Raw genomic sequence first — 17,166 nt, 5'->3', positions numbered from 1 at the left:
ACGGACAGGAGCGAAGCCATGCCGAACCTTTCCCTCCGCTTCGCGGACGACGATTGCGTCCGCGTCGAGGCGAAGTCCGGCGAGACCGTCCTCGCCGCGGCGCGCCGTGCCGGAGTTCCGCTGAGCTCGGATTGCGAGGTCGGCGACTGCCAGACCTGCCGCGCGACCTGTCTCGGCGGCGATCTCGACTACGAAGACGGCTCGTCGGTGTCGCTGTCGCAGGACGAGATCGACGCCGGCGAGATGCTGCCCTGCGTCGCCATAGCCCGAAACGACGTCGAGATACGGCTACCCTATGAGCGCGGCAAGCTGATCCCGGCGAAGCCGTTCTCGATGAAGCTCGCCAGCATCGAACGGCTAAGCACGTCCGTGGTCCGGGTCGTCGCGCAAACGCTTGGGCTTTCGCCGATCAGGTTTCTGCCGGGACAGTATGTCAATCTGCAGGTGCCGGGCACGACCCAGTGGCGATCGTACTCGATGGCCAACGCACCCGGCGACGACCGCGCCCTGGAGTTTCTGGTTCGGCTGATCGACGACGGGGCGATGTCCCGCTACCTGACGTCGCAGGCTGCGGCCGGCGACGTCATTCAGTGCCGGGGTCCGCAGGGCGTCTTCTATCTGAGGTCCAGCGGTCGGCCGGTGCTGATGGTCGCGGGAGGCACGGGCGTGGCGCCGATGGTGTCCATGCTGCGGCAGATCAACGCGCCTGGCGAAAAGCGGAAGGTTACGCTGTGCTTCGGTGTGAACTCCGCCAGTGATCTGTTCTTCCTCGACGAACTGCACGCGCTCGCCGAGGCGATTCCGGAATTGGACCTGCAGATATCCGTGACCCATGGGCCCAGCCCGCCCGATATCAGCCAAGGACTCGTGACCGATCTGATCGGAGACCGATCTCTCGCGGGACACGATGTCTATCTGTGCGGCCCGCCGGCAATGGCCGACAGCGCGCGTCGCGTTGCGATCGAGCTGGGCGCTGCTGCCGACAACATCATTGCAGAGCGGTTCGTGGCGACCGGGGCGCCGGCTTGAGCAGGACGCAAGTTCCGAACGGTGATCCAAGCGTCCTCACAGGCCCGGGGGTACCCCAAGGCGGCCGAGGCCCGGGAGCTTGAGCGCCGGGCGTCGGACGTCGAAGCCGAGCACGGCGCCGAAGAAATTGAGCTCCAGGCCTTCGACCCAGCCAACCGAAAAGCCGAGGTACCCGGCAAGCGAAGCATAGATGCCCGTGCCGGACGCCGTTACGCCGAACCATTTGCCGGTGTACGGGAAGTCCTTGCCGATCGCGGTCGGCGGCAGGACGGCTCGGAGCTCCGGGACGGAGTCGAGTGCGGCCTGTACGAAGGTGTTCGAATTGGGACCCGGCCAGACGCTGTAATCTCCGTAAGACCGAAACCTGTAATTCTCGACCACGTACCGGATCTTGGGGATCAGCGCCTCCGCGCGCGCTCCATCTACAGCTACAATGGTTTCTGGCGCAGCGCCGAACCACCGCCCGTCCGGAGCAAAGCCGTTGGTGCGGATCGGCTCGCCCCACGCCGTGTAGTCGTAACGGGTGTAGGTCGCCGCGCTTTTCTCCTTTACGACGATCCAGGTGTGGACTGCGAAGATGCTGCGCCATCGCACCGTTCTCGCTGCGAACACCCTTACGACGGCTTCGGGATGATCCGCAGCGGCGGCCAGAAGACCTGCGCTCGACCGATCGGCCGTTTGCCAGTTCTCGCGGCCATCGCTCAGCCAGAAATATCTCACCGCTGACGCGGTAAGCGGTGCGAAGACGAGGAACAGAAAGATCAGCAAGGGCTTCTTCAAGGGAGCGGTACGGCGGGGACCTTCGACAAACCATATAGTTCGCATGAATGCCGCCGCCATAGCCGCGCTCACTGTTCCGGACGGACCTTGTCACCACAGCCGGACGGGCGGCAACAGGATTGGACCACGCGAATGGACATGAAGGAAGCCGAGGCAATGACGGAAGCCTCCGGGCTGACGAACGATCAGGCCGGGATGGAGCGGACCTCCAGCCTGCGTCCGGGTTCCCGAGAGCAGCGAGGAGCTGTCGATCCGCAGCTCCACTCGCCTTCTTTGGCCTCTTCGAGGCGATGGGCCGACCAGTTGCGCGAGGCGACGGTGAAGGCGCCTTTACGGTCGCTGTTCATTGCTTTTCTAGCTGGAGCATGGATCGCTCGCCGCCGATAGGCTGTGAGCTTGCGCGTTTCATCACGAGGAACTCCAGCGCTTTCGAAGCTGCTGGCAGATGGAGGACAGGTCAAATGAGGCGTATCGCGGTCGCAATTGTTATCCTCCTGGGCACCATTTCGTGCTCCGTGGCGCAAAGCTCAGGCGGCGCTTCCGGGAGCTCGTCATCCGCGGGCGGCGCGGGCGCAGCTGGTTCGGGCGGCGCGGGTGGCTCGACACTCTCGAACGGGACCACGCTGAGCGGGACCGGCGGTTCCCCAGGGCCCAATACGTCCAATGCAAAAAGCCGGGGAACCACGGGCGAGAGACTCGGCGCGACCCCTCCGGGTCAGGACGGCGGTGGATCTCGACCGACCTACAACACGCCAGCGGCAAACGCCGCCATCCAGCAGCTTGGAAATACCAATACGGGCATCCTCAGGAAGTGACGACCAACCATCCGCGGTGCGCACGATCCTTGGAAGCCGAAGTCGCTTGGAAGCCGAAGTCCCTTGGAAGCCGAAGTCGCGAGTATTCGCCTTCGCCGGCTCACGGCGCCGGACAGGTCGCTCCGGTCTTCACCCAGGCCTCGACCAGCGCGCCGGCCTGATCCTGCGTGCCGGGCACGGGTGCGCGTCCGAAGCCCGGCTTCCAGGCCCAGCCGACCAGGGTGTCCTTGCCGATGTGGTCGATCAGTTCTTCGATCTTGCGCCCGCCGTTGCGCTTGGGATCGCTGATCTGCCGACAGATATCACCGATGCTCTTGCCCTCCCAGGCCATCTCGCGCGGGGCGAGGTGCCATTCGGGATGGCCGGGGATGCGGCCCGGTTCGAAATTGGCGTTCTGGTGGCAGGTGTGGCAGCGCATCGTCTCGAGGCCGTGGCCGTCGGCGCCGCGCGTGACCGGCGGCTGATGCGGGCGGGGATTGTCGCCCTGGCGTGGGCTGTCGCCCGCCGGATGGCAATTGGTGCAGCGCGGATGGGTCAGGACTTTTCCGAGCTCGGTGAAGATCGCCGCCGAGCGTTTCTCGCTGTCGACGATGCCGGCAAAGCTCTCGGGCGAGGCCAGCGCGTGGCTCGCCGCGTCCGATGCAGCGTAGCCGGCACCAAGGCTGCCCGCGAGCGCGGCGATCACGGCCATCGTCTTGAACCGGGCATCTGACATCATTGGCCGCTCATTTGGTCGCGACGAGGTAGCGATTGGGATCGGCGAGGATCACGTCGCGCACCGCCTCGTGGTATTTGATGTAGCCGGTGCAGCGGCAGAGATGACCGTCGAGCGCATCCGCGATCGTCTGCTCCAGCGCCTCGCGCGGCACCGGCTTGCGCGCCAGGCGTTCCAGCAGCACCTGGCCTTCGCCAAGAAAGCCGGCGGTGCAATAGCCGCACTGGAAGGCGAAATGGTCGATGAAGGCCTGTTGCAGGGCTGAGAGCTGGCCGTCCCTGGCGTGGCCTTCGACGGTGCGGATCGACTTGCCGTCGAAGCTTACGGCGGGAACGACGCAGGTGGGGCTGGTGTAGCTGATGCCGTCGGGCGCATCGACGATGATGGCGCAGCTCAGGCATTGCGCGGCGCCGCAGCCGAACTTGGTCCCGGTCATGCCCAGCACTTCGCGCAAAAAATCGTTCATCGAGAGATCGTCGCGGACCTCCATCGGACCGTGCTTCTGGCCGTTGATGGTGAGGCTGAGGGTCGTCACGCCAGCACTCCCTTCAGGAGGTTCGAGGTGACCGGCAGCGCGCGGAAGCGGTGACCGGTGGCGTCATGAATGGCGTTGATCAGCGCCGGCACGATCGGGATCATGACGACCTCCGCCATGCCCTTGGGGGCCTCATCCGCGGTCTGCGGCTCCAGCATCTCGATCTCGAGATCGCGCAGCGGCAGGTCCGAGCCGCGCGCGACCAGGTAGCGGCCGAGATTCCATTCACCGTTGCCGGGCCCGCCTTCGAACGGCGGCAGGGATTCCAGCAGCGCGTAGCCGACGCCCATGGCAAAGCCGCCGTGGGACTGGCCCATCACCACCTCCGGCACGAGCGCCGTGCCGCATTCGAACACGCTGTAGGCCTTGGCGATGCGCAGATTCCCGCTGGCACGCTCGATCTCGACGCGAACGAGGGTGCCGCACATCGAGGTGTAGGCGGTGCCGATGCGGTTGTTGTCGGTCGGCGGAAACTTGACGCTGGCGCGGCCGATCCGCTCGAACCTGCCGTTGCCGCGGCGGATCGCCAGCGCGTCGATCTCGGCGCGGTACTGCTCGCCGAACAGGGGGAAGCGGGCGCGCGACCAGGCCCAGCGGGAGAAGCTGTGCGCCACCGCGCCGGTGACGAAGCCGCGCGCATGGGCGGTGGCCGCGAGCACCGGCAGGGCCAGCGGCGCGAGGCCGGGCATCGTGAGCTGGCCGTTCTGCCAGCGCGCGCTTGCCCATTGCCTGGCGCGCGGATCGCTCTTCGGGATGCGCCACAGCTCCAGCGCCGCGGCCCACAGGCCGAAGCGGAAGATGACGCGGGCAGCTTCCGCCGAGGAATGCGTGCCGACATGCGCGCCGATCGAAGCCGAAGTCGCCGAGCTGATCGAGGGCACCCAGCGCGGATTGCGCTCGGCGGCGTCCTGGGTTTTCTGGTCCATCGTGTAAGGATCGCCCGAGGTGACGAGGCCGAGGACGTCGTAGCTGTCGACGCGGGCGACCGAGACCTCGTCGGCGATGGCGCCGAGATGGCCAGCAACGCGATTCGCCAGCGCCGTGCCGATGCCGTTGCCCATCTCGACGTGGTCGCAGAAGATCGCGATTCTGCCCTCAGGGGAGAGCTCGACGCGGCCGAGCGAGCAGTCCGCACCGGAGCCGTAGTCCTTGGTCACGCAGGCAACCCCCGTGCCGACCAGCCGGTCGGACGACGCCTGCTTGAACTGCGCGCGCTGCTGCCAGATCGGATGCCGTTCCAGCTTGTCCAGGATCTCGGGTGTGCGCACCGAGACGATGTAGGGATTGCCGGTCATGGTCCGGCCGTTCTGCTTGAGTGCGTTACGGCGGCGGAACGCGATCGGATCAAGCTTGAGCTCGCTGGCCGCCTCGTCGATCAGCACTTCGAGCGCGGTCATGGTCTGCAGCGTGCCGTAGCCGCGCATCGAGCCTGCGGTCACGCCGCGCGAATGCAACGCCACCGTGGTGACGTCGACCTTGGGGATGTCGTAGATGCCGATCGCGCCGGTCGCGGCCACCACGGCGACATTGGCGGAGAAATTGACGAGCCCGCCGCCGTCGAGTACGTGATCGGCGGCGAAGGCCTTGATCAGGCCGGTGTTGCGATCGATGCCGATGCGCGAGCGCATCTTGATCGGGTGACGCTTGATGCCGCCCTGGAACTGCTGGTAGCGGTCGTGCGCCAGCCGCACCGGCTTGCCGGGAAAGCAGATCGCGGCCAGCGCGACATAGAGGATGAAGGAGGTGTGGTCGCGCCCGCCAAAACCGCCGCCGACATGGGCGAATTGCGCGTTGATGTGCGAGGGCTTGTAGGGGGCGCGCGCCTTGGCGAGCAGATGTGCGAGCGACTCCGCGGCCTCGTAAGGCGACTGTACGCCGAGCACGAGCTCGAGATTGCCGCCTTTGCCGCTGTACCAGGCGAGCCCGCATTCCGGCTCCAGGAACATCGGATCGACCGACTGCGTCTCGAACTCGCGGTCCAGCACCAGGAGCGAAGCATCCTCCGCCGCGAGCTCGGCGCGGATCTGTTCGCCGTATCTGGCGGCCTTGGCGTAATCGGGCGGCATCTCCTTCGCAAGCGGCGACCACACCGGTAGCGCGGCGTTCTGCACCTTCTTGGGCGAGACCCAGCCGGCCTGGATCGGCGAATAGAGGTCGGGCTTCTCGGGCGAGGGGCCAGCCACGCGCGTGAAGCGATAGGCGCCGTAGTCGGGCGCAATCACCGGGCCGGTCTCCTCCCCGAACCTCACAAAGGTGCCGTCGCGCAGGGCGAGGCGTGCCCGGTCGAAGGCGTCGAATTTCTCGAAGATCAGCAGCGCCACCGGCTGCCCCAGATAGAGCGGCGTCCTGCCGAGCGGGCAGAACAGGTCGCCGGCGTAGAACTCCGGAACCTGCGTGCCGATGCGGTCGAGATCGGCGGCGGTGACGACGACGGAAGGTTTTAGCGCGCCGTCGAGGCGGGCGAGGTCGAGGCCGGCATAGACATGCGTGGCGTCGTTGGCGCGGATCAGGATCGCATGCGAGGTGGTCTGCGGCCAGCCGGGGAGATCGTTGGCACGGAAGTCGGAGGCGTAAAGCTTTGCACCCGTGACTTTTGCGACGCCGTCGACGCGGCCGGCGCCTTTGGCCGCGGGGTTGAACTGCCCCCGTCCGGGAAGCGTCTCGTGCGCCGCGAAGGGGACGCTTGCCGCCGAAGCGAGGTGCGCCAGGCTGACTGAAATGCCTCCCGCCGACAACCACTTCACGAACGTGCGTCGCGAAGGCCGCATGATCTGATCCTTGTGCAAGGTTCTAAAGCGCGATGCGATCAGGATGAATCGTCATCGCGCTAGGTTGTTGTTTAAGCATGGTCTTTTCGGAAAACCGCTGCGCACTTTTGCGGATCATGCTTTAGAGGCTCACGATGCTGACGGCATCCCTGCCATTGGTACGTGCCAACGCTGGCCCGAAGCTGTCACGATTCGTCATGCACGCATAGAATCGGCAGGCCGTTTACATCCGATGAAGACGCCGCGTGTCGTGCGTGCACGGATCGAGAAGCCGTTTCCGCTTGCCTTGCAGTCGAATCAAATTGAAAGAACGGATCGCAGCAACGGGGCGGGAGACCGACAATGCAGCACGATCCGAACGACGGCGCTTCGGCCAGCTTCGTGACCGGCACCACGACATTGTCGCGGCGCCAGCTGCTTGGCGGAGTGGGCGCGTTATCGCTGATCGCAGGTGGCGCGAAGGCGCAGCATGCGATGCACGACCATGCGGGCGCCTCGCGCAATGCGGACATGTCGCCGGCCATGGGCATGGTGCCGGAGCCGCCGGTTCCCGCCATGGATCAGCCGCTGGTCGAGCCCGAGGTGCGGCGGTCGGTGGGCGGCGTGTTGAGCACGACCTTGCGCGTCGGTTACGCCTATCGCCAGATCGGCGGGGTCAGGCTCTATGTCCGGTCCTACGAAGGCGGCAGCCCCGGACCGACGTTGCGCATGAAGCCCGGCGAGACGCTGCGGATCAAGATGACCAACGATTTGCCGCCGAACCGCGACGCGCTGCCGGCCGACATCAGCCGTCCGCATCAGTTCAACAACACCAATTTTCATTTCCACGGCGCCCATGCGAGCCCGAGCGGCATCGCCGACAACGTCATGCGCTCAATGGCGCCCGGCCACAGCTACAACATCGAGATCACGCTACCGGCCGACCACACGCGCGGCACCTACTGGTACCATCCGCACCACCACGGCAGCGCCGACATCCAGATGTCGAGCGGCATGGTTGGCGCCATCATCGTCGAAGGCGATTTTGCCGACGTGCCGGAGATCACGGCCGCACGCGAGCGCCTGCTGGTGCTGACGCAGGTGGTGTTCGACGCCAACGGCATGGTGGAGAATTTCGAGACGCTGTTTCCGGAGACCGCGACGCGCTTCCTCGCGATCAACGGTCAGCGGCGGCCGATGATCGAGATGCGGCCGGGCGAGGTGCAGCGCTGGCGCATTCTCAATGCGGCCTATCAGGACGACATGCTGCTCGATCTCGAGAAGCACGATCTGCATGCGATCGCCTATGACGGCATCCAGCTCGGCGCGGTGCAGCCGATGAAGCAGCTCCTGATCGCGCCGGGCCAGCGGGCGGACATCCTGGTCAAGGCAGGCGCTGCCGGCACCTACGCCTTCAACGCGGCGCCCTACGATCAGGGCCATCCGTCGCCCACCGGGCCGCTGGCGCGCATCGTGGTCTCGGGCACGCCGATGGACATGAAGCTGCCGCGCAATCTTTCTCCGGCGCCGCTCGCAACCATCAAGGACGCGGAGATCACGGGCCGCCGCAAGCTGGTTCTCTCCGCCACCGCGCCGGAAGCGGATGCCGCGGGGCATTGGCAGGAGTTCGGCTTCTTCATCGACGGCAAGAAGTTCGATCCGTCGCGGATCGATCACCGGGTCAAGCTGGGCGCGGTCGAGGAATGGACCATCGTCAACACGCATGAACATGACGACCACGTCTTCCACATTCATACCAATCCGTTCCAGGTGGTCTCGGTCAACCGCAAGGCGCTGGCGACCCCGGAATGGCGGGATTCGGTGATCGTCGAGCGCAAGGGCGGCGAGGTCGTATTCCGCTCCCGCTTCCTCGATTTCACCGGCGTCTTCATGCTCCACTGCCACATGATGAACCATGAGGAGATGGGCATGATGCAGACGGTGGAGGTCTACAAGCCCTAAGCCGATGGACGAATTGCGGGAATTCGGCCTCCAGCGAGGCGGAATCCGGGTGCGGCCGGGCTTCCCCTGGAAGCCCGCATGGCCTATGACGCTGCAACGCAAAAATCCCCCAAAAAGACCTCATGATCCGCCTCGACAACGTCAGCAAGCAAGCCGGCCACCAGATCCTGTTCATCGAAGCCTCCGCCGCCCTCAACAAGGGCGAGAAGATCGGGCTTGTCGGCCCGAACGGCGCCGGCAAGACCACCCTGTTCCGGATGATTGCCGGCGAGGAACTGCCCGACGAGGGTCAGGTCTCCACCGATCGCGGCATCACCATCGGCTATTTCAACCAGGATGTGGGCGAGATGAGCGGCCGCAGCGCTGTGGCCGAGGTGATGAATGGGGCGGGTCCCGTCAGCGAAGTGGCGGCCGAACTGCGCGAGCTCGAGGCCGCCATGGCGGACCCCGACAAGGCCGACCAGATGGACGAGATTATCGCGCGCTACGGCGAGGTGCAACACCGGTTCGAGGAGCTGGATGGCTATGCGCTCGATGGGCGTGCGCGCGAGGCGCTGTCCGGTCTCGGCTTCAGCCAGGAGATGATGGACGGCGACGTCGGCAAGCTCTCCGGCGGCTGGAAGATGCGCGTGGCGCTGGCGCGCATCCTCCTGATGCGTCCCGACGTCATGCTGCTCGACGAGCCGAGCAACCATCTCGATCTCGAAAGCCTGATCTGGCTGGAAAAATTCCTGCACGACTACGAAGGCACGCTGCTGATGACCTCGCACGACCGCGAGTTCATCAACCGCGTCATCTCCAAGGTGATCGAGATCGATAGCGGCTCGCTCACGACCTACACCGGCGATTACGAGTTCTACGAGCAGCAGCGCGCGCAGAACGAGAAGCAGCAGCAGGCGCAGTTCGAGCGCCAGCAGGCCATGCTTGCCAAGGAAATCAAGTTCATCGAGCGCTTCAAGGCGCGCGCCTCGCATGCCGCGCAGGTGCAGAGCCGGGTGAAGAAGCTCGACAAGATCGAGCGGGTCGAACCGCCGCGCCGCCGCCAGAGCGTGGCGTTCGACTTTCCGCCGGCGCCGCGCTCGGGCGAGGATGTCGTCGCGCTCAAGAACGTGCACAAGGGCTACGGCAGCAAGCGCATCTATGACGGCCTCGACTTCATGATCCGCCGCCGCGAGCGCTGGTGCGTGATGGGCGTCAACGGCGCCGGCAAGTCGACGCTGCTCAAGCTGATTGCCGGTGCGAGCGAGCCGGACGAAGGCACGGTGGCGCTCGGGGGCAGCGTCAAGATGGGCTATTTCGCCCAGCACGCGATGGACCTGCTCGACGGCGAGCGCACCGTGTTCCAATCGCTCGAAGATCAGTTTCCGACCGCGGGGCAGGGCTCCTTGCGCGCGCTCGCTGGCTGCTTCGGTTTCTCCGGCGACGATGTCGAGAAGCGCTGCCGCGTTCTGTCGGGCGGCGAGAAGGCGCGCCTCGTGATGGCCAAGATGCTGTTCGACCCGCCGAACTTCCTGGTGCTGGACGAGCCGACCAACCATCTCGACCTCGCCACCAAGGAAATGCTGATCAATGCGCTGTCGGATTTCGATGGCACCATGCTGTTCGTCTCGCATGACCGGCATTTCCTCAGCGTCCTGTCGAATCGCGTGCTGGAGCTGACGCCGGACGGCATCCACCAGTACGGCGGCGGCTACACGGAGTATGTCGCGAAGACCGGGCAGGAGGCGCCGGGGTTGCGGAGCTAGCGCGTGCTAGCGGTCGTCATTCACCTCTGTCCGGCGGGCAGAGGTCGGGGTGAGGGATGCAACAAGCCGTGAGACAGTAGCCCCTCACCCAGAGCGCATCTTTCGTGCGCTCCGACCTGTCCCTGCGGGAGAGGTGACCCGCCGATTGGCATCGCGCAGTCAAGCTCAGCGCTTCAGTTCTTGCCCGCGATCTTGGCGATTGCCTCGATCTCGTTGGTCCAGATGCCGCCGGAGTAGCCTTGCGGAAGCCGCGCGAACATCTCCGGGGTATCGATTCCGGTGGAGAAGTTGCCGCCGCTGTAGGGACCGAGCGCGAACACCGCGCTGTTGACGTCGTTCATGCGTGCGAGGAAACGATCGGGCCAGCCCCATAGCCAGGGAGCGGCGTTGATCGGCACCAGCACCATCGCGTTGCGGCAGTCCGCCGGGACGAGGCCGGTCCAGCCATATCCGATATAGCGGGTCAGGCAACTCCGGATAGTCCTGCGCGAGATCGTGCGGACATCGGGGGTGAGGCGACGGATCGCGTCGATGGGCTCGTCACCGCCATAGACCATGACCAACCGGCGCCGCTCGGCCGACAGTGCGTTCAGCACGCCGGCAAGTCTCTCGCCTTCGTCTGGGTCGCGGCTCTTCACGTTGATGAGGACCTTCTTGTCGGGGAAGGCGGTGAACACCTCCGATAACGACGGCATCATGCCGACGCCCTTGCCGCGGAACGGGAAGGTCTTGCCGCCGTCGGCGGTGTAGCCGTAGCCGATGTCGAGCGTCTTCAGCTTTGCCATGCTCTGCGCGCGGGTAACGCCGTTGCCGTCGGTCCGGCAGTCGAGCGTCCAGTCGTGGAAGACGGCAAACTCGTCGTCGATGGTCGGGTGCACGTCGAGTTCGACGACATCCGCACCAGCCTCGAAGCTCGCGCGCATCGAGCGCAGCGTGTTCTCGAGATAATCGTGCGCGGGCGGCAACATCCGCGCGGCGGTGCAGGTGTCGTTCTTCAGGTCCCGCTCGTCGAAGCGCTGCGCCATGCCGCGATGCGCGAGCAGGACCGGCTTGCCACCCTGATGCGGCGCCAGAAGGCTTGAGTTGTTGACGTAGATTCCAGCTGCGACGGCAATCATGATTGCCGCGGTCATTCTCAGTTTCCTGCCCACCAGACATTCCTCATTCCACGATCTGTATCTCCGGTGTTTGAGGTTGATTTGCGGCACTCAGCGCATGGCGGCCCCGTGCAAGCGTTGTCTTGAATGCTCCGAGTCCGGTCGCTACGCTTTCACAAAAAGGGGAGCGAGCACCATGAAGCAACTTCGGATCGGCGACATCACCATCGATGCGGTGATCGAGCGGGAGGGGCCGTGGCGGCGGCCGCAGGACTTTTTCCCGGTCTATGACGAAGGCGTGTTCAACCGCCACCTGCCGACGATGGAGCCGGAGGTGTTCGACGCCGCGCGCGGCATGATGGTGATCACCTATCAGACCTTCGTGGTGCGCACGCCGCGCTATACCATTCTGGTCGATACCTGCACTGGCGAGGACAAGGGCCATCCGCCGCCATTCGATTTCCCCGGCAAGGAGCGCTGGCGCAACGAATTGTTCGCGCTCGGTATCGGCTTCGAGCAGATCGACTACGTCTTCTGCACCCATCTGCACATCGACCACACCGGCTGGAATACGAGTTTGCGCAACGGACGCTGGGTGCCGACGTTTCCGAACGCGAAGTACGTCTTCCACAAGGGCGAGTACGCGGCCTGGGAGTCCGAGCATGCCAAGGGCAATAATCCGCCGGGCACGGTCTTCCGCGACAATTGCCTGCCGATCGTCGAGGCCGGGCAGGCGTTGCTGGTGGATGACGACTACGCGCTCGACGACACCGTGACGCTGACGCCGACGCCCGGGCATTCGCCGTGCCATTGCTGCGTGAACATCTTCTCAAAGGGCCAGCGTGCGGTGGTCGCGGGCGATCTCATGCACCACCAGATCCAGTGCCGCGAGCCGGACTGGTCGGCGATGCCGGATTGGGATCCGAAGCAGTCGGCGGTCTCACGGCGAAAATTCTTTGCGTCGGTTGCGGACACCGACACGCTGATCCTGCCGGTGCATTTTCCGGCGCCGACGGTGGGGCTGATCAAGCCGCTCGGCGATGCGTTCGATTATCGGTTCAGGAGGGCGTGAAGTCCTCTGTCATGGCCGGGCTCGTCCCGGCCATCCACGATCTTTAGCGCTGCACGAAGAACGTGGATGCCCGGGACAAGCCCGGGCATGACGAGTGCGTAGCGCGAATACTCGCCAGAAAAGCAGCGAGTCCGCTGCGATCAGGCGCCGGTCTCGCACTTCTTCATGAAGCTGTTCTTGGCGGCGCCGGCGAGCGGCTTGCCATCGGCGCTGACCGCCTTGGGCGCGCAGGCATCCGCCTTGCACTTTTTCAGGAACGAGGTCTTGGCGGCGCCGGCCAGCGGTTTGCCGTCCTTGCTGACGGCTTTGCTCTCGCAGGTTTCTTGTGCGAAGGCCGATCCCGCCGCAAAGGTAGCGACGATCGCCGCGAGAAAAATCCGCTTCATCATGGGTGTCTCCTGAACCAGAAATGGCCGGGAGATTGGAACCGGGAATCATGGCGCAATCAAGCAGGATGAGCGGATATGTTCGGTCGTCGTGCCGATTTTTACGCCGCGGTCGGTGACGGTCTATTCTTGTTGCACTGCTCGCTGACCCGGCCGCGCGATCCTGCTAGCGTTGGGCGGTCGAGAGTGGAGAGGGAGCATCATGATGGACGCCGCGATCCCGAAGGGTGAGGAAGTCGCCGAACAGCATTCTCACCTGGTTCAGCCGCAAGGCATGGAATGGCAGAAGACGCGCTTTCCGGGCTGCGAGGCCAAGACGCTGCTTTTTGATCGCCGCACAGGCCTGATGACCGCGCTGATGCGCTTTGCGCCGGGATCCGTGCTGCCCGACCACGAGCATGTCGGCATCGAGCAGAGCTACGTCATCGAAGGCGCCCTCGTCGACAAGGACGGGCCGGCCAGGGGGATCGCCTGCAAGGCGGGCGAATTCATCTGGCGCGAGGCAGGTAGCCGGCATGCCGCCTGGTGTCCCGATGGCGCCTTGATCCTGGCGATCTTCCAGGTGCCGAACAAGTTCTTCGAAGCCGACGGCCGCGTTGTCGACGCCGCCGGCCAGGATTGGGACGAGACCTGGGGACACACTGGCGCGCAGCGGGCGCACCGAACCTAGCAGCCTCAGACTTCCCGCATGAGCAACGCCTTGAAGTCGGCTCGCGCGCGCTGGGCCTCGGCCCGCGCAACGTCCGAGGCATCGCCCATGCCGAAATAGCCGTGGATCAGGCCGGGGCCCTCATGGTGCTTGACCCGGACGCCGGCCGCCTCCAGTGCCCGCGCATAGGCTGCGCCCTCGTCGCGCAGCGGATCGAACCAGGCGGTGGTGACAATCGCGGGCGCGACACCGGCGAGGGATGCCGCACGCAGCGGCGAGACACGCCAGTCCGAAGCATGGCCGGGATCGGCGAGATAATGGCCGCAGAACCATTCCATCGTGGCGCGCGTCAGGAAGTAGCCCTCGGCATTCTCCGCGCGCGAGGGATAGCGCGCGTTCTCGCGCGCGTCCGCGTAGCTGCCGAGAACGTCGGTCACGGGATAGACCAGCAATTGCGCGGCGAGCTTGATGCCGGCATCGCGGCAGGCGATCGCGGTCGTCGCCGCGAGATTGCCCCCGGCGCTGTCGCCGGCAACGCCGAGGCGCTTCGCATCGCCGCCAAATTCCGCGACGCGGTTGAAGACGTCGCTGACCGCTGCGAAGGCGTCCTCGAAGGCGCCGGGAAAGCGCGTCTCGGGCGGGCGGCGATAGTCGACGGAGACGACCACCGCGCCGGTCTCGATCGCGAGGTTGCGCGCCTGCCGGTCGTGGGTCTCGAGGTCGCCCGCGACCCAGCCGCCGCCATGGAAGAAAGCCACGGTCGGTGCCGGCGTGGTGCCGACCCGGTAGACGCGCGCATCGAGCGGGCCGGCGCCGCCTTTCACCTTGGTATCCTGCACGCTATCGACCGGCGGGGGTGGAATGGCGGCGCGCGAGGCAGCCAGTGCGCGCAAGGAATCGCGGGCGCTCTGTGGCGTCATGACCGTGGGATCTCGCATCGGCATGAGCGGAATGATCTGGGCGATGACGGGATCGAGCGGCGCGGCCATGGCGGGTCCTCCGGGATTTTTGGTCTTGCTTGCGGGCCAGCATAGATTTTGCGCGCGGCGTCGGCAACCGCCGCCGCAACGCCGGACGAACGGGCAGGGAGGTTCAAGAGGTGGAATTCGAAACGCTGGTCCAGTCGCGCCGCAGCGTGCGCGGCTTCAGGAACGAGCCGGTGCCCCGCGCGGTGATCGAGGCGATCATCGAGAGCGCCAAGCGCGCGCCGTCGTCGATGAACACCCAGCCCTGGCATGTCCACGTGCTCGCGGGTCATCCGCTCGAGGAGGTGCGCCGACGCAACATGGAGGAGATGATCGGCGGCGCCAAGGTCAAGCGCGACATCGTCAGCCATGGCGAGTATCAGGGCGTGCATCGCACGCGGCAGGTCGACATCGCCAAGAAGCTGTTCGGCGCGATGGGCATTGCGCGCGACGACAAGCCGATGCGGCAGGACTGGGTGCTGCGCGGTTTCCGCCAGTTCGACGCGCCGGTCTCGCTGGTCCTGACCTACGACCGCGTACTCGATCCCGGCGCGGTCTGCCATTTCGACCTCGGCGCGCTCTGCTATGGCATCGTGCTCGCGGCGTGGGACCGTGGCCTCGGCTCGGTGATCAACGGGCAGGGCATCATGCGTTCCGACATCGTGCGCGAGGTCGCGAGGATTCCGGAGGACGAGATCATCATGACCTGCGTCGCGATGGGTTATCCCGACGACAACTTTGCCGCGAACGCCGTTCGCTCAGACCGCGAGCACAACGACGAGTTCGTGCGCTACGTTGGTTTTGCCGATTAGCGCGATGAGGAGGAGATTATTCTCCGGCGGAAATATTTGGTGCGGAGCCCCAAGCGGCCTCTTGCAATCTCGAAGGTGCGGGAGGAACAATATGCGGACTAAGAGGTTTGTTGCTGGCGCGAGGGAATTGACATGCGGCGGCTGGCTAGCCTGGTTCGGCGGTTCTTCGGTCCGCGAATGCGGCACAAGATCGACGATGATCCAAGTCTTCCTTTCACACCCGACGAGTTCGGCCGCCTCATTCGCAGCGGCCGGCACGAGGACATGAAGCTGCTGGCCGAAGGGCTGGCCTGCCGGTCCATCCGGCGCCGCGCCAGCTATCGCGCTACTCACTAAGTCGGTTGAGGTACCACACCGCCTTGAAATACGTGGACGGTGAACCACTCATGCAGCCTGCCGGCGATTAGCTCGTCGCAAGCCTAGGCAATGCTCCTGTGCTTCTCGGCCTCTAGGTAGCCAAGCTTTCTGTTGGCCCTGGCGCTGGCCTTCCTCGCCATGCCAAAGGCACTGATCAGGTTGGGGAATGGTTGATGCCAATGCCAGAGATGCGGAAGTTGTCCAGCGCTGGCTGCGTCTGGATTCCGTAATACGCCCCCGCCGGAACGGCCATCTCACCAAGAGAGTCATGCTCAAGGCGGGGCGCGCGCATATCCGCGTTCATGGTCAATCGTCCTGAAATTGCGATCAGAAAGCGATAGGCCCCGGCGCGGCATGCGAGTAGAGGCGATCTGGAGAACCCTGCGTTGCCGGCGAACGATCGGCCGGTCCGGTCAAGCGTTGCCAATCGGATAACGGGCCGTGAGAGAAACGGCACTATTCTGTACGCCCGGTTTTCTCCATCCTCGACCGCACAAGTGTTTTGGAGAGCGGCGTCATGCGCATTGTTTCCACCGATGAAATCAAGCGCGTCCTTGATTTTGCTCGTCTAGTGCCGGCCCTGGAGCGGGGGTTCATCGATTATAACCAGGGTAAGGCGCGGTCTGCCCCGATTACAAACATCGATTTCCCGGAAGCCAATGGCGAGATGCATGTCAAGCCGGGCTATCTGATGTCGAACAACGATGCCTGCGTGAAGATCGTCACCTGCTTTTACGACAATCCCTCGAAGGGTATGCCCACGCGCGATGGCGCCATCGTGGTGGCGGATCGCACGACCGGCAAGATGAGGGCGATCCTGTGCGATTCCGGTCATATCACCGATATGCGTACGGCAGGCGCCAGCGCGGTTGCCATCGGCGCGCTGGCTCGGCCGAATGAGATAGAGCTCGGCCTGGTGGGCACCGGGACCCAAGCTTACTGGCATGCGCGCGCCATCAGCAGCGTGCGTGCCATCTCGCAGATCCGCATCTGGGGCCGCAACCGGGCCAAGGCCGCATTGCTGGCCGACCGGATCACTGGCGAGTTGCGCATCCCGGTCACGCTGGGTTCGCTCGACGAGGTGGTGGCCAGCGATGTGGTGGTGACGGCCACGCCTGCCCAGGAGCCGATCCTGACAACCCAGGCGCCCAAGAAAGGCGCCGTGATTGTCGCCATGGGGGCGGACGCCAAGGGCAAGCGCGAGCTGTCTGCGGCCTTCATGAATCAGGTCGCTCATGTGGTGGCCGACAGCGTGCCGCAATGCCGCCAGTATGGCGAACTGCAGTGGCCCGACTTGGCGACGCGGTCCGCCTATAATCTGGGTGAGGTGCTGGCCGGCACGGCCGGGCTGAACCGGCGGCCGGATGATGTGCTGGTCTTCGATTCGACCGGGCTTGGCTTCCAGGATGCGGTGGGGGCGGAGCTGGTACTCTCCTCGCTGAATTCTGCCTGACTCGATGCCGACTTCCCGGGCCAGACGCCCCGTTTCTGCCAGCGCCA

General features: G+C 65.1%; 17 protein-coding genes. 9 read left to right on the top strand and 8 right to left on the bottom strand.

The window, feature by feature from the left end; translation table 11 throughout:
- The first annotated feature begins 18 nt into the window (after positions 1-18).
- Complete coding sequence (locus ACYCVF_RS13450; RefSeq protein WP_459595983.1) at positions 19-1,029, top strand: FAD-binding oxidoreductase; 1,011 nt, start codon at positions 19-21, stop codon at positions 1,027-1,029.
- Between the two features lie 36 nt (positions 1,030-1,065).
- On the opposite strand, the gene ACYCVF_RS13445 is transcribed toward ACYCVF_RS13450, so the two are convergent.
- Positions 1,066-1,797 (bottom strand): DUF3750 domain-containing protein, encoded by a 732-nt coding sequence (locus ACYCVF_RS13445; protein ID WP_459595982.1) that lies wholly within the window; start codon positions 1,795-1,797, stop codon positions 1,066-1,068.
- A 144-nt stretch (positions 1,798-1,941) separates the two neighbouring features.
- Here ACYCVF_RS13445 and ACYCVF_RS13440 point away from each other — a divergent pair, with 144 nt between their 5' ends.
- Entirely contained in the window at positions 1,942-2,196 is a 255-nt protein-coding gene (locus ACYCVF_RS13440; RefSeq protein ID WP_459595981.1) for a hypothetical protein, read from the top strand.
- Positions 2,197-2,724: 528 nt separating this feature from the next.
- On the opposite strand, the gene ACYCVF_RS13435 is transcribed toward ACYCVF_RS13440, so the two are convergent.
- Genes ACYCVF_RS13435 through ACYCVF_RS13425 form a run of 3 tightly spaced genes read right to left on the bottom strand, consistent with a single transcriptional unit; the run spans position 2,725 to position 6,642 of the window.
- A complete protein-coding gene (locus ACYCVF_RS13435; RefSeq protein WP_459595980.1) occupies positions 2,725-3,342 on the bottom strand; it encodes an Isoquinoline 1-oxidoreductase subunit in 618 nt (205 codons plus the stop codon).
- 7 nt (positions 3,343-3,349) lie between these two features.
- Positions 3,350-3,874, bottom strand: coding sequence for a (2Fe-2S)-binding protein (locus ACYCVF_RS13430; protein WP_459595979.1), 525 nt, complete (start codon positions 3,872-3,874; stop codon positions 3,350-3,352).
- Entirely contained in the window at positions 3,871-6,642 is a 2,772-nt protein-coding gene (locus ACYCVF_RS13425; RefSeq protein ID WP_459595978.1) for a xanthine dehydrogenase family protein molybdopterin-binding subunit, read from the bottom strand. Before ACYCVF_RS13425 ends, ACYCVF_RS13430 begins: the two co-directional genes overlap by 4 nt.
- A gap of 342 nt (positions 6,643-6,984) precedes the next feature.
- On the opposite strand from ACYCVF_RS13425, the gene ACYCVF_RS13420 reads away from it, so the two are divergent.
- Together ACYCVF_RS13420 and ACYCVF_RS13415 are read left to right on the top strand one after the other, a co-directional pair.
- A complete protein-coding gene (locus ACYCVF_RS13420; protein WP_459595977.1) occupies positions 6,985-8,583 on the top strand; it encodes a multicopper oxidase family protein in 1,599 nt (532 codons plus the stop codon).
- A 122-nt stretch (positions 8,584-8,705) separates the two neighbouring features.
- Positions 8,706-10,328, top strand: a complete 1,623-nt coding sequence (locus tag ACYCVF_RS13415; protein ID WP_459595976.1) for an ABC-F family ATP-binding cassette domain-containing protein — start codon at positions 8,706-8,708, stop codon at positions 10,326-10,328.
- A 173-nt stretch (positions 10,329-10,501) separates the two neighbouring features.
- On the opposite strand, the gene ACYCVF_RS13410 is transcribed toward ACYCVF_RS13415, so the two are convergent.
- Positions 10,502-11,479 carry a glycerophosphodiester phosphodiesterase family protein gene (locus ACYCVF_RS13410; RefSeq protein ID WP_459595975.1) on the bottom strand — a complete coding sequence of 326 codons (978 nt, stop codon included), beginning with the start codon at positions 11,477-11,479 and terminating at the stop codon, positions 10,502-10,504.
- Between the two features lie 142 nt (positions 11,480-11,621).
- Here ACYCVF_RS13410 and ACYCVF_RS13405 point away from each other — a divergent pair, with 142 nt between their 5' ends.
- Entirely contained in the window at positions 11,622-12,497 is an 876-nt protein-coding gene (locus ACYCVF_RS13405) for an MBL fold metallo-hydrolase (protein ID WP_459595974.1), read from the top strand.
- 140 nt (positions 12,498-12,637) lie between these two features.
- Here the strand turns inward: ACYCVF_RS13405 and ACYCVF_RS13400 are convergent, their stop codons facing one another.
- Positions 12,638-12,886 carry a hypothetical protein gene (locus ACYCVF_RS13400; RefSeq protein ID WP_459595973.1) on the bottom strand — a complete coding sequence of 83 codons (249 nt, stop codon included), beginning with the start codon at positions 12,884-12,886 and terminating at the stop codon, positions 12,638-12,640.
- 202 nt (positions 12,887-13,088) lie between these two features.
- Between ACYCVF_RS13400 and ACYCVF_RS13395 the strand changes: the two genes are divergently transcribed.
- On the top strand, positions 13,089-13,553 hold the full coding sequence (locus tag ACYCVF_RS13395) for a cupin domain-containing protein (protein WP_459596466.1): 465 nt from the start codon (positions 13,089-13,091) through the stop codon (positions 13,551-13,553).
- A gap of 5 nt (positions 13,554-13,558) precedes the next feature.
- On the opposite strand, the gene ACYCVF_RS13390 is transcribed toward ACYCVF_RS13395, so the two are convergent.
- On the bottom strand, positions 13,559-14,521 hold the full coding sequence (locus ACYCVF_RS13390) for an alpha/beta hydrolase (RefSeq protein ID WP_459595972.1): 963 nt from the start codon (positions 14,519-14,521) through the stop codon (positions 13,559-13,561).
- A 110-nt stretch (positions 14,522-14,631) separates the two neighbouring features.
- Between ACYCVF_RS13390 and ACYCVF_RS13385 the strand changes: the two genes are divergently transcribed.
- Both ACYCVF_RS13385 and ACYCVF_RS13380 read left to right on the top strand, forming a co-directional pair.
- Positions 14,632-15,309: a nitroreductase gene (locus tag ACYCVF_RS13385; protein ID WP_459595971.1), complete on the top strand. Its 678-nt coding sequence runs from the start codon at positions 14,632-14,634 to the stop codon at positions 15,307-15,309.
- A gap of 132 nt (positions 15,310-15,441) precedes the next feature.
- Positions 15,442-15,645 carry a hypothetical protein gene (locus tag ACYCVF_RS13380; RefSeq protein WP_459595970.1) on the top strand — a complete coding sequence of 68 codons (204 nt, stop codon included), beginning with the start codon at positions 15,442-15,444 and terminating at the stop codon, positions 15,643-15,645.
- 175 nt (positions 15,646-15,820) lie between these two features.
- Here the strand turns inward: ACYCVF_RS13380 and ACYCVF_RS13375 are convergent, their stop codons facing one another.
- Positions 15,821-15,970 carry a hypothetical protein gene (locus ACYCVF_RS13375; protein ID WP_459595969.1) on the bottom strand — a complete coding sequence of 50 codons (150 nt, stop codon included), beginning with the start codon at positions 15,968-15,970 and terminating at the stop codon, positions 15,821-15,823.
- A gap of 213 nt (positions 15,971-16,183) precedes the next feature.
- On the opposite strand from ACYCVF_RS13375, the gene ACYCVF_RS13370 reads away from it, so the two are divergent.
- Positions 16,184-17,119: an ornithine cyclodeaminase family protein gene (locus tag ACYCVF_RS13370; RefSeq protein WP_459595968.1), complete on the top strand. Its 936-nt coding sequence runs from the start codon at positions 16,184-16,186 to the stop codon at positions 17,117-17,119.
- The last annotated feature ends 47 nt before the right edge of the window (positions 17,120-17,166 follow it).

The organism is Bradyrhizobium cedriense (genome assembly GCF_054602315.1).
This window is presented reverse-complemented; position numbering and strand designations above follow the sequence as displayed.

Bases quoted from the DNA above. Each gene is read 5' to 3' on its own strand.
- ACYCVF_RS13375 (WP_459595969.1), bottom strand. From the start codon at position 15,970: ATGAACGCGGATATGCGCGCGCCCCGCCTTGAGCATGACTCTCTTGGT.
- ACYCVF_RS13400 (WP_459595973.1), bottom strand. From the start codon at position 12,886: ATGATGAAGCGGATTTTTCTCGCGGCGATCGTCGCTACCTTTGCGGCG.
- ACYCVF_RS13380 (WP_459595970.1), top strand. From the start codon at position 15,442: ATGCGGCGGCTGGCTAGCCTGGTTCGGCGGTTCTTCGGTCCGCGAATG.
- ACYCVF_RS13420 (WP_459595977.1), top strand. From the start codon at position 6,985: ATGCAGCACGATCCGAACGACGGCGCTTCGGCCAGCTTCGTGACCGGC.
- ACYCVF_RS13395 (WP_459596466.1), top strand. From the start codon at position 13,089: ATGGACGCCGCGATCCCGAAGGGTGAGGAAGTCGCCGAACAGCATTCT.
- ACYCVF_RS13370 (WP_459595968.1), top strand. From the start codon at position 16,184: ATGCGCATTGTTTCCACCGATGAAATCAAGCGCGTCCTTGATTTTGCT.
- ACYCVF_RS13405 (WP_459595974.1), top strand. From the start codon at position 11,622: ATGAAGCAACTTCGGATCGGCGACATCACCATCGATGCGGTGATCGAG.
- ACYCVF_RS13440 (WP_459595981.1), top strand. From the start codon at position 1,942: ATGGACATGAAGGAAGCCGAGGCAATGACGGAAGCCTCCGGGCTGACG.
- ACYCVF_RS13425 (WP_459595978.1), bottom strand. From the start codon at position 6,642: ATGCGGCCTTCGCGACGCACGTTCGTGAAGTGGTTGTCGGCGGGAGGC.
- ACYCVF_RS13390 (WP_459595972.1), bottom strand. From the start codon at position 14,521: ATGGCCGCGCCGCTCGATCCCGTCATCGCCCAGATCATTCCGCTCATG.
- ACYCVF_RS13435 (WP_459595980.1), bottom strand. From the start codon at position 3,342: ATGATGTCAGATGCCCGGTTCAAGACGATGGCCGTGATCGCCGCGCTC.
- ACYCVF_RS13415 (WP_459595976.1), top strand. From the start codon at position 8,706: ATGATCCGCCTCGACAACGTCAGCAAGCAAGCCGGCCACCAGATCCTG.
- ACYCVF_RS13450 (WP_459595983.1), top strand. From the start codon at position 19: ATGCCGAACCTTTCCCTCCGCTTCGCGGACGACGATTGCGTCCGCGTC.